A 16,092-nucleotide genomic window follows, 5' to 3' on the forward strand; every position below is an offset into this window, starting at 1 on the left:
TATTTCACTATAACGGGTATGCCATCTTCAACAAGCTGACATACCCGTAAATTTGACCATCCTAAAATTATTTTTACTTACAACTACCCGTCCTTCTGATGAATCCTCTGTTTTCTATTATCACCGTCACTTATAATGCAGCTGCGACATTACCTCCTACATTGAAAAGCGTCGGAGAACAGACTTGTCAGCTATACGAGTACCTGCTGATTGATGGCGCTTCGACAGATGAGAGCGTGAAACTCGCAGAAAAATCGGGAATCAGCAATATGACCATAAGTTCGGAGCCAGACCGAGGTCTATATGATGCAATGAACAAAGGGCTTGGACTGGCTCAAGGTGATTATGTGATATTTCTTAATGCCGGAGACTCCTTTCACTCCAAAGATACTCTTCAGGAAATAGCTGATGCGGTTATGGACAATGATTATCCCGGAATAGTCTATGGCCAGACTCAGATCGTTGATGCTGCTCGCAAGCGGATCGGTGACCGTCATCTTATAGCTCCATCTGTACTTACGCTCGACAGTTTCAGAGATGGCATGGTTGTATGCCATCAGGCTTTCGTTGTGCTTCGGAAACTGGTTGACAACTATGATACGCGCTATAAATATTCTTCGGATTTTGAATGGTGTATCCGCTGTCTGCAGCGATCTCATCGAAATCAATATATTGACGACATACTGATTGACTATCTGTCAGAAGGTGTTACCACATCGCATCATAAAGCCTCATTGGTGGAACGTTTCAGAATAATGAGCCATTATTATGGCCTTATTCCTACTGTCTGCCGTCACATAAAATTCCTTATCCGAAGTCTGAAACGTAAAATATCAAAATAATCAGCGGTCTTTTGAATAAAAATTGATCGAGCCCATTATTTGAGCCTATCCGGATTTTTTGCAATAAAGTCTTTCCAGGATTTGGGCGCATTTGTTTTTGCCGGGCGACTCGATTCATAGAAATGGCATAAAGCTGCGCCCAATGCGTCTGTCGCATCAAGCTCTATGTCAAGTTGCTCGTCTGATATCCTCAGTATCCGTCTCAGCATTTCACGGACCTGCTCCTTGCTTGCCGCTCCATTGCCGGTTATGGCCATTTTGATTTTTCGCGGTTCATATTCCGTAATAGGTATGTCACGTGAGAGCGCGGCAGCGATAGCCACTCCCTGAGCTCGGCCAAGCTTGAGCATGGATTGAACATTTTTACCGAAAAACGGAGCTTCGATAGCCATTTCATCCGGCAGAAACTGTTCGACAAGTCCTAATACTCGCTGATGGATGTGAAGCAGGCGCAGATAATGGCTGTCATACTTGTTGAGTTTCACCACTCCCAATGCAATCAACTCAGGATTCTTGCCTTTGATGCCGAGAATTCCGTAACCCATTATATTGGTTCCCGGATCAATACCTATTATGATCTTGTCATGCTGCATTCTTGTCAAAGAGGCTGTTCGTCCATATATGTTGAAAAGAATAGAGCCTTTTCTCCGAATTTTGTATGTAGAGACTGTCGCAGAGCAGCCCCATGCCCGTCATGCCATGTAACTGCATCTTCAATAGATTCAGTCTTGAAACTAACCGCAAAACTCGAACAATCTTCCTGAACTTCGATCAGGATGCGTGAGAAACCGGGTTCTGATAATATCCCGGAGGCTAAGGCTGACGGCACATATTCATCTCTCACCCATTTGCAAAAATTGTTTTCAATGCTACGTTCTACGTGAAATGTGGTATTAATTATAATCATATTTTCAATTGGATTCAGATTTATTTGAGATAACAATTGCGGGATCCACCCTGCGGTTTGCCAGATATCCAAGCGCGACTGTCGATAAAGCGGCAAGGGCGAATGCTAAAATTTTATTCTCAATGCCAAAAAATTGCGGTGACACAAACACGAAACATGTTACAATAAAAGTCATGGCTAACGCAGGTATCAATGCCACCCAGTAATTACGTTTTTTACGGGCAAGCCAGATGTAGATCGCCCATAAGACCACAGCTGCCAATGTCTGATTGGCCCATGCAAAATATCGCCATACAATGTCGAAGTTTATAAGGGTAATGCCATAGCCGACCACAAACAGAGGAATACACACTGCAAAGCGTTTCAATATGGGCCGCTGGTCAATTTTGAATATATCGGCTACAATCAGCCTTGCACCTCTGAAAGCAGTGTCGCCTGATGTGATCGGAGCAGCCACAACTCCAAGCAGCGCCAACACAGCTCCGACTTTGCCTAAAGTGGTATGAGATATGACATCTACCGCCCATGCCGCATTTCCGCCATGTTCGGCAAGCTGTTCTCCAAGCCCCGTCGGGCCATGAAAGAAGGCCATTGCGATAGCAGCCCAGATCAGGGCTATCACGCTTTCAGAAATCATAGAGCCATAAAAAACCGAGCGGCATTTTTTCTCATTGGTTATACATCTTGCCATCAGCGGAGACTGAGTGGCATGAAATCCGGATATGGCACCGCATGCAATGGTTATGAAAAGAGTAGGAATTATAGGCAGTTTATCAGGGTTTAACTGAAAATTGTGAAGTGTGGTTAGTTCCGGAATTGCATATGAGCCAGATAGCAGCACAACCAACAGACCGGCAGCCATAGCAATAAGCGCGATGCCGAATATCGGATATACTTTGCCTATCACCTTGTCAACCGGCAGCATTGTGGCCAGCACATAATAGGTAAGGATTATCCAGACCCAGATGTTTTTGGCGACAGACGGCACCATTGATGCCAGTAATTCCGCCGGACTCAGAATAAAAACGGCTCCGACCAACACCATCAGTGCTATCGAGAATACTCGTACTACAGAGCGGGTGGTGATACCCATGTATATGCCTATGATCTCAGGCAGACTGCGCCCGTCATGGCGCATGATCATCACGCCTGAAAGAAAATCATGCATAGCACCAAAGAATATGCCACCGAGCGTGATCCATAGAAATGCAACCGGACCGAAACATGCGCCAAGAATGGCGCCGAAAATAGGTCCGGTGCCGGCAATGTTCAGCAATTGAATCAAAAATACGCGCCATCTGGGCAATTTTATGTAGTCAACTCCGTCTTCACAACGATCCACCGGAGTTGGGCGCTCAGAGTCTATATCTGCGAGTCTCTCAAGATATCGGCCATAGGTAAAATAGGCTGCTATCAGTAACGCAAGACAAGCCAAAAATGTTATCATGGTTTATGTGTGCTTAATTTCAAAATTCAAAGAGCCGAAGGAGAGCGGTCGAAATACCAAGGGTGATTAATAACTCTGACAATACCATCCGTGTCCTCCATTCCTGCAATACGAGATGCCCCACGATAGCAGCGCTTGCCGAAATCAGGATCGTCAGCATTCATCTGGTTGGTTTTCACCAGACCCGATGAATGGATATATTTTCCGTCAGAATCATAGATAGCAACATGTGAGATACGGCCCTCAGGAGTGTTTGAAAAGAACAGGAGATCACCTCTTCGAAGACTGTCTATGTCAGTCGGCTCAATTCGCCGTCCTATTCCTATTTGCTGACGGGCATCTCTGAGGATTAGGATTCCGCGGTCAAAATATGCTACTCTTACCAAGCCGGAACAGTCGACACTCTTTGTTGAGCAAGCGCCCCACAAATATGGAGCCCCCATAAGCCAGTATGCTGTTTCAAGTATGCTGTCCACATCCAGTGACCGGCTCGCCCATTGTTCTGCCGGAATAACATAGCTGGAAGCAACGTAGCCTTTGCGCCCATCAGGCAACACTACCTCACAAAATGGGCCATCGCTCATTTTCCCTTCTACAATGGAGCTTAACACAAGCTCTGAAATTACAGTACGCGCAGAAGGTTCTGACGGTGAAGAATAAACTTTAGCCTCAGTTCGAGATGTAACTACAAGACGTTCTGATGAGCGCCATTCATTAATCTGAGGTTCTGACTTGCGGCTCAAACCGGAGATATTGATATAACCTTCATAGCCGTCAGGTGCTTCAATTTTAATCCACTCTTCATCCTCCTCCAATATTAGCAAAGGAGTACCCATTATTACCTGTGACGTCATTTCCGACGCATGGCTTTTACAATCGCGAATACATGCAACGGGAATGCGAACCTGAGCCCAGTTTCGATCCTGTGCTTTTAAAGGGAAGACAGACAAGGCAACGAATAATATTGCAAATAGAGTTCTAAACAAATACATAGCAAATAAAAACTTATTACAAAGTAAGCTATTTTTGTAATAATATTAAAAATGCCGACAGCTAAAAAGTGTTATTATGCTATCCGCAAGTATGCAAATTCAAAAGGAACTTGCTTCTTGGCTGCTCAGATCGAAAATAGGCTGAGGGCATTGGAGGTTGTAGCTTCCTCAACGTCTTTGCAAGGAATATTCAGACAAGCGGCAACCCGCTCGGCGATATTGACAATATAGGCACTCTCGTTGCGTTTTCCCCTGAATGGGACAGGCGCAAGATATGGAGAATCTGTTTCAAGCAATATTCTGTCCAGCCCGATTTCCGGGAGAGTATCACCAAGTTTCGAGTTTTTAAAAGTAACAATGCCGTTGATTCCAAAATAAAAATCTCCGGTCTCTCGAATACGTCTTACGTCTTCTGCTGTTCCTCCGAAACTGTGAAATACCCCACGCACTTTACCGGCTTTTTCAGTCAGCACAGTCAAAATCTCATCCAGTCCGTCCCGGCAATGGATTATTACCGGAAGGTCACGACTTATAGCCCAATCAACCTGGCGGCTAAAGGCTATCAGCTGCTGCTCGCGATAAGAGCGATCCCAATAAAGGTCTATTCCGATCTCCCCTATCGCCACATATTTTTCAATCGAGGCTGACAGTTCTGATTCAATTTTTGCAAGATCTGCTTCCCAAGCCGCCCCTATTTCAGTCGGATGAAGCCCCATAGCCATAAAAATTTTGTCTGGGAAACGATCTCGCAGATCGTTCATCGGACCGATAGTGGTCAGATCTACATTCGGGAAGATCAGCTTCTCTACACCGGCAGCAAAAGCATTTTCTACAATAGTTTCACGCGACGGCAAAAAATCGTCAAGATACAGATGAGTATGAGTGTCTACAAACATACAACCTACTTATTGCGTGTCGCTGATTTCAGAGCGAGATCAATGAAAAATGCCCGTGCGTCAGGTGGGATCGGGAGCTGGTCCAGACATGATATCGCCGTATCAATATAAGCCCGTATCAATTCATGTATTCGTTCCGGCAAGCCAAGACGGTCATATACAGCTCTTACCTTGTTTATTTTTTCTTCTGCCGGCACATCGCTGCCTATCAAATTTCTGACTTCTCCCGTCTGATCTTCTTTCAAGGCCATTATCAGCAGCCAGGTCTTCTTATCATTGAGGATGTCTCCGCCAATTGCTTTGCCGAAAGTCTTGGGATCTCCATATGTGTCAAGATAGTCATCCTGAAGCTGGAAGGCAAGACCGAGATTCACGCCATAGTTAAAAAATTGCAGCTGGGTTTCAAACGGAGTCTGGGCCATCAATGCGCCCATGCCGCATGCGCAGCCGAGCAATACAGAGGTCTTCAGGCGGATCATTTCCATGTATTCCTCTATCGAGACATCAAGGCGCTTTTCAAAATCCATGTCAAGTTGCTGCCCTTCATAGATATTCATGGCAGTTCCGTTGAACAGATCCAAGGCGGAGGCAAGGTTTTCACCCGCCTTTATAGCCAACAGCATTGTCGATGTGGTCAGCATTGCATCACCTGAAAGAATTGCAGTCTCTTCGTCCCACTTTCTGTGAACAGTCGGACGACCGCGCCTGACATCCGCATTATCCATGACATCATCATGCAGAAGAGTGAAATTGTGGAACATTTCGATAGCAACTGCTTGATGAATAGCCGTCATGGGATCTTTTCCCATAGCCTCACAGGCTGCCAACGCCAATACCGGGCGTAATCGTTTGCCGCCACACTCCAGAGTGTAACGTATCGGATCATATAGTCCGGCCGGGTTGGCCGGAAGCTTCAAGTTTTCAATCGCTTTGTTGACAATCGAAATATATTCGTCAAATTCTTTCATAAAACAAGTTCTCTAAATCTTGATCCAAGGTGGTGTAGTGGCAAGTTTTTTGATGCCGCATTATTTGCGGCGGCGTTTTTTCTTGCCATGCTGTGTCAGAGCTTCGGCCACTGAGACTTTGGAGCCCATATCATCTTCTTTGTCGCTTTTGCGCAAGGCATTGCCATTGTCATCGAGCAACACGAAGTCAAGTTGCTTTTTCTCCAGGTCGGCGCGTGCCACCCGAATATCCACATTGTCACCAAGACGATAACGATGGTTATGCCTACGGCCTACCAGACAATGGTTTTTCTCGTCAAAATCATAGTAATCGTCTGCCAGATCACGCATCGGCACAAGACCTTCGCAAAGATTGTCGTTGAGTTCTACATAAAGGCCCCATTCGGTCACGCCGGAGATAATGCCGGAAAATTTATCTCCGATATGTTCCTGCATGTATTCAACCTGCTTGTATTTGATAGACGAGCGTTCGGCTGTAGCAGCAAGCTGCTCCATTTCACTGGAGTGTTTGCATTGATCTTCAAGTTTCTGAAGATTTACGCTACGGCCACCTGCGAGATAACGGTCAAGCAGGCGATGAACCATCATGTCAGGATAACGGCGTATAGGAGATGTAAAATGTGTATAATATTCAAATCCAAGTCCGTAATGACCGATATTGTCAGTGGTGTAAATAGCCTTAGCCATTGAGCGTATGGCAAGAGTCGACAGATAATTTTCCTCTCCTCTACCCTTCACCTCCGCAAGCATACGGTTAATCGAACGGTTGATCTCCTTGGGGGTTCCCGATGCTTTGATTTTGTAGCCGAATGTTCTGGCAATTGCGGCAAGATCAGCCAGACGGGACGGATCAGGGACATCATGCACTCGATAGACAAATGCCTTGGCTTTTTTCTTGCCCTGCGGTTTGCCGACAAATGTAGCGACCGTGCGGTTGGCAAGCAGCATGAATTCTTCAATTAGTTTGTTGGCGTCTTTAGAAACTTTGAAGAATACACCCAGAGGTTTGCCGGCTTCATCAATATGGAATTTCACTTCCGCTCTGTCAAATTCAACAGAACCGTTCTCATAACGCTGCCGGCGAAGTATCTTGGCCAGTTCATCAAGTTTCTTAATGGCTTCGACACAATCACCAAGACCGGTTTCAATCACATTCTGAGCTTCTTCATAAGAGAATCGACGATCTGATCTGATCACGGTACGGGCAATTTTCGATGTAAGCACCTTGCCGTCGTCATCCATATGGAAGATCACCGAGAATGCCAGTTTGTCTTCATTCGGACGCAACGAGCATATGCCGTTGCACAAGTGTTCAGGCAACATCGGCACGACACGGTCAACCAGATAAACTGAAGTGGCACGTTTTTGCGCCTCGCGGTCTATAATCGTATCGGGATGTACATAATGGGTCACGTCTGCGATATGAACACCGATCTCATAATGTCCGTTCGAGAGACGTCTGAATGAAAGCGCGTCATCAAAATCCTTTGCATCAGCCGGGTCAATGGTGAATGTGAGAACGTCACGCATATCGATACGCTGCGCTACGACTTCCTCTGTTATTCCGGCTCCGATTTTATCCGCAGCCTTTTCTACAGTTGACGGATATTTGTAAGGCAATCCAAATTCAGCGAGAATGGCATGGATCTCGGTGTTGTTCTCCCCTGCCTTGCCGAGGATATCGACAACCTCTCCGCTTGGATTTTTGAAATCGTCTTTCCATTCCGTGATCCGCACCACAGCTTTATCTCCGGTCTTGCCGCTTTTAAGCTTTGCCTTCGGGATAAAAATATCTGTAGCCAGATATTTGGAATCTGTCAAAAGATAACCGAAGTGCTTGTCGACTTTCAGAGTCCCGATGAACGTCTGCTCCTTTTTCTCAATTATTTCTATGACCTCTGCTTCAGGCTCGGCACCTCTTCGATGAGCTGCGATATTGACTTTCACTCTATCGCCATTCAGAGCATGCATCGAATTGCGTTCAGCCACGAAAATAGTCTCGCCATCAGAATCAGTAATTACAGAATTTTTCCCATTACTACGACGGACAAACACACCAATAGCTTCATTGCCACGCTGTGGAGATTTGTATTTACCCGGCGAAACCTCTATGATTTCGCCGTTGAATGCCATTTCAACCAGCTGCAAAGCTATGTTGCGCTGCTGAACTGCGGTTTTAGCCCCTATAGCATGGGCAACTTGCTTATAATTATATGTGTTGTTCTTCTGCTGCATAACAAAGTCCATCACCTTCTTCGCGAGGGCAATGTTGCTTTTCGAGCTTGCAGCTTTTGCTGATTGAGCCATAGTAGTTGAAAATTAAGAGGTATATAGAAATTAGAATTGATACAATAGGAGACTCAGGACTGCATCAGGCGTCAATATTTGCGTAATTGGCGTTTGACTCGATGAAATCACGACGCGGACCTACGTCTTCGCCCATGAGCATTGAGAAAATACGGTCTGCTTCAACAGCATCACTTATTGTCACTTGTTTCAAGAGGCGCTGTTCAGGATCCATTGTGGTGTCACGGAGTTCTTCCGCACTCATCTCTCCTAATCCTTTATAACGCTGAACTTTGGTTTTTTCTCCATTGACAGCGATAAATTGTTGAACCTGGGCTTCTGTCCAGCAGTATTCTTCTGCTTTTCCACGGGTACATTTATACAGCGGCGGTGTTGCCAGATAGAGATATCCCTGTTCGATAATCGGGCGCATGCGGCGGAAGAAGAATGTCATCAGCAGCGTCGCTATATGACTACCGTCGACATCGGCATCAGTCATGATGATTATCTTGTGATAGGCAAGGCGTGAGATATTGATGGCCATAGGATCATCTTCAGTTCCGATAGTTACTCGCATTGCGCGGTAGAGGCTTGTTATTTCCTGATTGTCAAGAATCTTATGATCCATAGCTTTCTCAACGTTCAGAATCTTGCCTCGCAAAGGAAGAATAGCCTGAAATGTACGGTTTCGGCCCTGCTTGGCGGTACCGCCGGCCGAATCACCTTCGACAAGGAACAGTTCACAGTCTTCGGCATGACGTGAAGAACAGTCAGAGAGCTTACCAGGCAGACCTCCTCCCGAAAGGGGTGATTTGCGCTGAATTTTCTGACGGGCATTCAAAGCTGCATGACGGGCCTGAGCTGCAAGTACAATTTTGTCAACAATAACCTTTGCCTGACGCGGATGCTCTTCAAGATAATATCGGAGAGCTTCGCTGACAGCAGCCGAAACAGCACCCTGAACCTCACTGTTGCCAAGCTTGGTCTTGGTTTGTCCCTCGAACTGAGGTTCCATCACTTTCACGGAAATCACAGCCGTCAGACCTTCACGGAAGTCATCGCCGGAAACTTCAATCTTAACTTTTTCAAGAAGTTTGTTGTCTTCGGCGTATTTTTTTAGAGTAGTCGTAAGGCCACGGCGGAAGCCGGTCTGGTGTGTACCGCCTTCAATCGTGTGGATATTGTTCACAAACGAATACACATTCTCATTGAATGTGGTATTGTATGTAAGAGCTACTTCCACGGGAATACCCTGGCGCTCGGTGTTGAGATGTATCACATCATTGATCAGAGATTCTTTGTTAGAATCAAGATACTGTACGAATTCGCGAAGTCCATCGCGGGAATAGAAGACCTCCCGGCGCGGATTTCCGGCCTCATCAACTTTACGCATGTCAGTAAGCGTAAGGGTTATGCCTGCATTCAGGAATGCAAGATCCCTCAGGCGGTTGGCCAATGTATCATAATCATATTCCGACACGGTAAAAATACTTGTATCCGGACGGAACGTAACAGATGTACCGGTTGAGTCGGTGTCTCCGATGACAGTAAGTTCACAAGTGGGTTTGCCATAAGCGTATTCCTGCATATAAACCTTTCCGTTACGACGCACTTCCGCTCTGAGATAAGACGAAAGCGCGTTCACACAAGAGACGCCTACACCGTGCAGACCGCCTGATACTTTGTAGGAGCCTTTATCGAATTTACCGCCAGCATGAAGAACTGTCAGAACTACCTCAAGGGCACTTTTGTGCTCCTTTTCATGCATATCGACAGGGATGCCTCGCCCGTTGTCAACAACGGTAATTGAATTGTCGGCATTTATAGTCACCTCTATATGACTTGCATAGCCGGCGAGGGCTTCGTCAATAGAGTTGTCGACCACCTCATAAACCAGATGATGCAATCCCTTGAAACTGATGTCGCCAATATACATGGCAGGGCGCTTTCTAACGGCTTCCAAGCCCTCAAGCACCTGAATATTGCTCGCGCTATAAACTTCTGATTCGCGTTCTTTGTCTTCTGACATGATTATATGTTCTATAGTTATTTTTCGTTATTATTTTACCACACAAAATTACTAAAAAGATCGGAATTTAACAAATGCAAGTCCTCAAATATGGCTTAATTACTCTGTGTCGGCTCTTTATGCGCGATTAATAGGGGGCTATTTGTCGCTGGCCATTATCTGAGAAAGGCGATTTTCGAGCTCTGTGGAGCTCAGGCGGGTTGTAAGCGCCCCCCTGTGAGCTACTGAAATATTGCCGGTCTCTTCCGATACGACTATCGCAAAAGCATCTGTTGCCTGCGAAATACCAAGAGCCGAGCGATGGCGCAGCCCCAAAGCCCTCGGTACGTTTCGGTCATGACTGACCGGAAGAATACATCCGGCACTTCTGATACGATCGTGATCAATTATCATCGCTCCGTCATGCAATGGAGAATTCTTAAAGAAGATATTCTCAATCAGACGCGAATTGATATCAGCATCAATAATGTCGCCACTTTTTTCATATGACTCTAATGGTATTTCCTGCCGGATTACTATCAGTGCGCCGGTTTTGGTTTTGGACATATTCATGCATGCATAAACAATCGGGAGCACATACTTGCGGGTATCTGCAGATGAGTTATGTTTTTCATGCCGGAATAAATTTTTAAGAAACCTCCAGCGCTTATGATCGCCAAGTTCAACAAGGAAACGCTTTATCTGATCCTGAAACAGAATTACAAGTACCAAAAGGCCTATCCCCATAAACTGATCGAGAATAGAACCAAGAAGCTTAAGTTCTATAATCTGTGATGTCAGCACCCATACTATTATAAATGCCAGTACACCGAAAAATATATTCAATGTGCCGCTCTCTTTCATTATCCTATAAAGATAAAAAAGCAGAAGCGCCACTATGGCTATATCAAACGCATCCTTGATGCCAAACTGAATCATACAAATGTATTTTTAAGAATTGAGCAAACTAAAGAGAGTTACAGTCTGAGCGGCTTCGCGTACATCGTGGACACGAATGAAAGACGCTCCTTTAGTCAAAGCTATAGCATCAAGGGCAACTGTTGGTGCAAGAGCGTCAGATGGTTCTATATTTAAACTCTTTGTTATCATCGATTTTCTGGATATACCGACAAGTACAGGACAGTCAAGTACGGAAAAGGCGGACAGATCATTCATCAGTTTGAAGTTTTGTTCAAGGTTTTTGCTAAAGCCAAACCCCGGATCAACAATCACATCAGCCACTCCGGCAAGCCTTAACTGGCGCAACTTGACCGAAAGATCCGAAACCACATCGGCCACTACATCAGCATATGCTGTAAACTGCTGCATGGTTGCCGGCGTTCCGCGCATGTGCATGAGTATATACGGAGTTTTTAACCGGGCTACCATGTCGAACATATTGGAATCCAGCGCTCCTCCGGATATATCATTAATGATATCAGCGCCCATCTCTTCTATGGCAGCCTTAGCCACATCTGCGCGAAAAGTATCAACCGAAACCGGGATTTCAGGCGCTATGCCTCGCAGTACTGCCATCCCCTTGCGCAAGCGGTTCATTTCTTCTTGAGGAGAGATGTCACCAGCACCCGGCCGCGATGAATAAGCCCCAATATCAATAAAATCGACACCATCCTCAATCATTGACTCTATGCGCAGACCTATTTCAGTTTCATCCATTGTGCGTGAGCCACTATAAAAGGAATCGGGCGTGACGTTTACTATCCCCATCACTTGCGGACGGTTATAAACATGGAGACAGCCTTTTAAATTAAGCGAAAACGGAGCAAACATCGCGATTATACTACATAAATTAATATCACGCGAAATTAGTTAAATTTTTGCTTATCCACAAATCAATTCCACAAACTTCTCAGCTACATCCCAATTCATATAAACCACAACACGACCTCTCTTCCCAGAGAAGTCGTGTTGTTGTCTTAGCAATAAGACTCTACAAACCTAACATAAAAACACATTTACTATTATGCAATTCTTCTCATATAACTAATGATTTTACGCTAAGATACTAACAATCTATACTAACCCTAAAACTAAAAATCATTGATTAATTTCGATATTCATGAGATGGAGAAAACCGAGGGAGATTACTCTCGGCTGAGGCTTTCTCACATTGCAAAATTATATCTATTCTGAGGCACACGCAATACATCAATGGTTAAATTGAGGCTTTATAAAGTAAATTTAGATATTCCTGTATTGATAATCAGCAGAATACATACTTTGCAATAAATAAAAATATAGAATGTTATGTGCTCTAATTGAGATAAAATATATCGTTTTGTATATTTATGTGCAACAAATGATACCCCTTTTCCAAGTCATGAAACAGATTTTATATTCATTAGATCACCCTCAAATGTCTCTCTTGAGATAGCTCTATTCTTAAGTTTGTTGCGATATGTATAAATGGTGTATACCGAATAGTTCATCATTTGAGCGATACGCGAACTTTCCTCTATTCCAAGTCTCATGAATGCGATAATGCGCAAGTCGGTGTTGAGTTTTTCGCCTTCGCGCAATACAATTTGCTCCTCTGGGCGAAGAAGCTTGTTGACCTCTGCTACAAAGTTTGGATATATATGGAGAAATGCATCATCAAACACATCATAGAACTCTTTTGAGTGCTCTTCAATATATTTGCCTTGCTTGGTTATTTTGAGTAGATCATCAACCTTTCCGGTGGTTATTTTTCGGTTGACCATCTTGTTGAATTGCGTCAGTTTGTCCATGTATATCGAACACAAGTTCAAAAATTGCGATATATATACATCTTTAGTGCTATTGGCTTCTTCCAGCCGTAGCGCCATGCGATTCATCTGCCGATTTTTTCGATGGAGCACATAAAGCGTAATAGCAAGTATCATCAACAAAACCGCCATAACCACCATAATGACATACAGTCTTATGTGGGCACTCCTGATTTCTGCTTTTTGGGCCCTTTCGATTATCGGCAACACTTGCGAAGACTGCAGTATGCGCAATGGAGCATTACACTCTACCGCATCTGACAAGGCTACGGAGAGATAGTCATAAGCATGCTGCACATCGCCATTGAGATAAATAGTCTTGCCAAGCTCCTGTAGGGATGCCACTTCAAGAGTAGCACCACGGGTGTCCGCAATAGCTGACAACGCCAAATAGTATTCATAAGCATAATGCTCCCCTCTCGCCTTTGATATTTCGGCGAGCAGATGACAGGCTCGCGCATAGAGATTGTCCTCCGGTTGCAACTGATCAATCAGCAGCATCGCAAGTGCCTGGGTTTTGGAATACTCTTTATTATAATAGTAGTATTCGCCCATATTCAACATATATCGCGGAGATCCTTCCTCCAGGTGCCCGATCAATGACTTTTGGGCATCATGAGATTTGGCCATATATCGGTCATATACATCCGGATAATTAACATAGTAAGCTGCAATATAGAAATACATCTGCCGTGCAGCATCGAAATACTCTTCCTGAAGACCCTTGGGAAGTGACCTGAAATCAATCCGCGAGAGCTCGTCCTCAGCCTGACTGATAAACGCCAAAAGCGGCAGATAGGTCAGACGCCTCAACTCAAAGCGCACTGCTACAGAATCCTGTTTCAGATCACGTGCCAGACTAGCCCCTTTATCATAGATAGAAACAGCAGAATCCGTATTATAAGCATTATACATATCACCAAGCATCAGGAGCGTAGACAAGCGATCGTCAGAAGAGATCGAGCTGCATTTCAGCACGTTCTTGAGGGAGTCAATAGACGTGCGACGCCTGGATATATACACCTCGCGATTCTCAAGCTCTGAGTCAAGAGTCTTGAGCATTGAAGCGACCTCCCTGCGGCCGATAGTCTCACTGCCGGCCACAAGGAGGTTTGCAAAAATCATCAAAACGGCAAATACTTGAGTTTTGCCGAATCGACCTGATACGTTAGAGAATCTGAACATTAAGTTTGTCATATGCTCGTTCCGCTTTTGCTCTTGCTTCTTCTACTGAGTCTGCGGTGGCGAGTATCACGCCCATGCGGCGATGACCTTTGACTTCGGGCTTGCCGAATATACGCATCTGCACACCGGGCTCTTCAAGAACTTTTTCCAGATTATCCATAATAACCTCAGTACTGTCACCTTCAACCACGACCGCACGAGAGGCCGACGGGCCGAGGAAACGTATTTCCGGAACGGGCAGACCGGTCAGTGCACGTGCGTGGAGGGCAAACTCGCTAAGATCTTGTGAAATCATGGTTACCATGCCTGTGTCATGCGGACGCGGAGAAACCTCGCTGAAAATCACTTCATCACCACAAACAAACAGCTCAACGCCAAAAATGCCATATCCGCCAAGCGCATCAGTCACTTTACGGGCGATTTCCTGAGCAGCCTCCTTGGCCGCGGAATCCATCGGCTGAGGCTGCCAGGAATAACGGTAATCACCATCTACCTGAATATGCCCAATTGGTTCGCAGAACGAAGTGCCGGCAACAGAACGCACTGTAAGCAGTGTGATTTCATAATCAAATTTTACAAAACCTTCCACTATGACACGTCCTGCTCCAGCGCGGCCTCCTTCTTGGGCGATCTTCCAAGATTTTTCAATATCTTCTGCTGTTTTAATTACACTTTGACCATGACCGCTTGATGACATGATCGGTTTCACAACGCATGGAATGCCAATAGCTTCTACGGCAGCCTTGAATTCCTCAAAATCAGACGCGAAACGATATGGCGAGGTCTTCACTCCAAGTCCTTCAGCAGCCAATCGGCGTATTCCCTCTCGGTTCATGGTCAGCAGGGCCGCTTTTGCAGTTGGAGTAACGTGAAACCCCTTTTCTTCAAGTCCAACCAATACCGGAGTAGCAATAGCCTCTACTTCGGGAATTATATGATCAGGCTGTTCCTCTATTATCGCAGCACGCAGCGCATCGGCATCAAGCATGCTGAACACACGACTTCTGTCGGCTACGTGCATGGCGGGAGCATTGGCATACTTGTCACAAGCGACAACCTCCACTCCCATGCGCTGGAGTTCGATTGCCACCTCTTTACCTAACTCGCCACTGCCAAGGAGCATGGCTTTGCGACCGCTTTTGGTCCACTTGCTTCCAATCTTTGTCATCTGGATCTAATAAATGATAATGAGTGATTACAATATGCTGCAAATTTACCGATTTTCCACGAAATATCGTTCAAACTAACAATTTATTTTGTAACTTCGCCCAAACGCCGGAATTTCCACCGGAGAACAAAACATAGTGTTTCACCCTGCCGGAATGGTGACAGAATCACCTATCATGAAAATATATCTGCAGCAAAAAAGGCCGGGCCGTACGCGGCAAGCAATAGTGCCCTGCCCCATAGAACTTCCTGCCGGACTGAATACCACAGGCGAATTGATCAGTTCGCTTGTGCGCATTATAGTATCGGCATACAACGATCGCATTGATGATGTCCCGGCTGATCCAGACGCCGACTACCAGGTAGCCCCGATGACTGAAGATCAGGTTAATAATCTTGCAGAAGCAGGTCGCATTGCATTCGGACTTATCTATAATAACAGAAAGGAAGATCCTGAAAAAGCCATAGCCAATGCCCTGCAATGCCATGAAGACGGCATTTTCAAGATCTTCCTCAACGGGAGCCAGCTCGGTTCGAATGAAAGTCAAGTCGAAATCGCCGAGGGAGACACCCTTACAATAATACGCCTAACCATGCTATCAGGCAGAATGTGGTAAAAAAGCATC

Annotated in this window: 14 protein-coding genes; 2 read left to right on the top strand and 12 right to left on the bottom strand. The window is 45.3% G+C overall.

Annotated features, from left to right (window positions below; all coding sequences use genetic code 11):
* Nucleotides 1–98 precede the first annotated feature (98 nt).
* Complete coding sequence (locus C5O23_RS02755; RefSeq protein WP_107031431.1) at nucleotides 99–842, top strand: glycosyltransferase family 2 protein; 744 nt, start codon at nucleotides 99–101, stop codon at nucleotides 840–842.
* 35 nt (nucleotides 843–877) lie between these two features.
* On the opposite strand, the gene ruvC is transcribed toward C5O23_RS02755, so the two are convergent.
* From ruvC to purT, 12 genes are all read right to left on the bottom strand, one after another.
* A complete protein-coding gene (gene ruvC / locus C5O23_RS02760) occupies nucleotides 878–1,435 on the bottom strand; it encodes a crossover junction endodeoxyribonuclease RuvC (RefSeq protein WP_107031432.1) in 558 nt (185 codons plus the stop codon).
* 5 nt (nucleotides 1,436–1,440) lie between these two features.
* Nucleotides 1,441–1,749 (bottom strand): DUF4286 family protein, encoded by a 309-nt coding sequence (locus tag C5O23_RS14640; RefSeq protein ID WP_107031433.1) that lies wholly within the window; start codon nucleotides 1,747–1,749, stop codon nucleotides 1,441–1,443.
* A 4-nt stretch (nucleotides 1,750–1,753) separates the two neighbouring features.
* Nucleotides 1,754–3,196: a carbon starvation CstA family protein gene (locus tag C5O23_RS02770; protein WP_107031434.1), complete on the bottom strand. Its 1,443-nt coding sequence runs from the start codon at nucleotides 3,194–3,196 to the stop codon at nucleotides 1,754–1,756.
* A 26-nt stretch (nucleotides 3,197–3,222) separates the two neighbouring features.
* Entirely contained in the window at nucleotides 3,223–4,188 is a 966-nt protein-coding gene (locus C5O23_RS02775) for a C40 family peptidase (RefSeq protein ID WP_107031435.1), read from the bottom strand.
* A gap of 125 nt (nucleotides 4,189–4,313) precedes the next feature.
* Entirely contained in the window at nucleotides 4,314–5,084 is a 771-nt protein-coding gene (locus C5O23_RS02780) for a TatD family hydrolase (RefSeq protein ID WP_107031436.1), read from the bottom strand.
* A 5-nt stretch (nucleotides 5,085–5,089) separates the two neighbouring features.
* Entirely contained in the window at nucleotides 5,090–6,052 is a 963-nt protein-coding gene (locus C5O23_RS02785; RefSeq protein WP_107031437.1) for a polyprenyl synthetase family protein, read from the bottom strand.
* Between the two features lie 60 nt (nucleotides 6,053–6,112).
* The gene (gene rnr / locus C5O23_RS02790; RefSeq protein ID WP_107031438.1) at nucleotides 6,113–8,359 is read right to left on the bottom strand and encodes a ribonuclease R; all 2,247 of its coding nucleotides are present in this window, start codon (nucleotides 8,357–8,359) and stop codon (nucleotides 6,113–6,115) included.
* Nucleotides 8,360–8,423: 64 nt separating this feature from the next.
* Nucleotides 8,424–10,367: a DNA topoisomerase (ATP-hydrolyzing) subunit B gene (gyrB, locus tag C5O23_RS02795; protein ID WP_107031439.1), complete on the bottom strand. Its 1,944-nt coding sequence runs from the start codon at nucleotides 10,365–10,367 to the stop codon at nucleotides 8,424–8,426.
* 138 nt (nucleotides 10,368–10,505) lie between these two features.
* Nucleotides 10,506–11,285: a diadenylate cyclase CdaA gene (gene cdaA, locus C5O23_RS02800; RefSeq protein ID WP_107031440.1), complete on the bottom strand. Its 780-nt coding sequence runs from the start codon at nucleotides 11,283–11,285 to the stop codon at nucleotides 10,506–10,508.
* 12 nt (nucleotides 11,286–11,297) lie between these two features.
* On the bottom strand, nucleotides 11,298–12,137 hold the full coding sequence (gene folP, locus C5O23_RS02805) for a dihydropteroate synthase (protein WP_107031441.1): 840 nt from the start codon (nucleotides 12,135–12,137) through the stop codon (nucleotides 11,298–11,300).
* Nucleotides 12,138–12,685: 548 nt separating this feature from the next.
* Nucleotides 12,686–14,311, bottom strand: coding sequence for a DUF6377 domain-containing protein (locus C5O23_RS02810; RefSeq protein WP_133166490.1), 1,626 nt, complete (start codon nucleotides 14,309–14,311; stop codon nucleotides 12,686–12,688).
* Entirely contained in the window at nucleotides 14,283–15,467 is a 1,185-nt protein-coding gene (purT, locus tag C5O23_RS02815) for a formate-dependent phosphoribosylglycinamide formyltransferase (RefSeq protein ID WP_107031443.1), read from the bottom strand. The genes C5O23_RS02810 and purT overlap by 29 nt, the downstream gene beginning before the upstream one ends.
* 175 nt (nucleotides 15,468–15,642) lie before the next feature.
* Here purT and C5O23_RS02820 point away from each other — a divergent pair, with 175 nt between their 5' ends.
* Nucleotides 15,643–16,083: a hypothetical protein gene (locus C5O23_RS02820; RefSeq protein ID WP_133166491.1), complete on the top strand. Its 441-nt coding sequence runs from the start codon at nucleotides 15,643–15,645 to the stop codon at nucleotides 16,081–16,083.
* The last annotated feature ends 9 nt before the right edge of the window (nucleotides 16,084–16,092 follow it).

The organism is Duncaniella muris (genome assembly GCF_003024805.1).
Taxonomy (GTDB): domain Bacteria; phylum Bacteroidota; class Bacteroidia; order Bacteroidales; family Muribaculaceae; genus Duncaniella; species Duncaniella muris.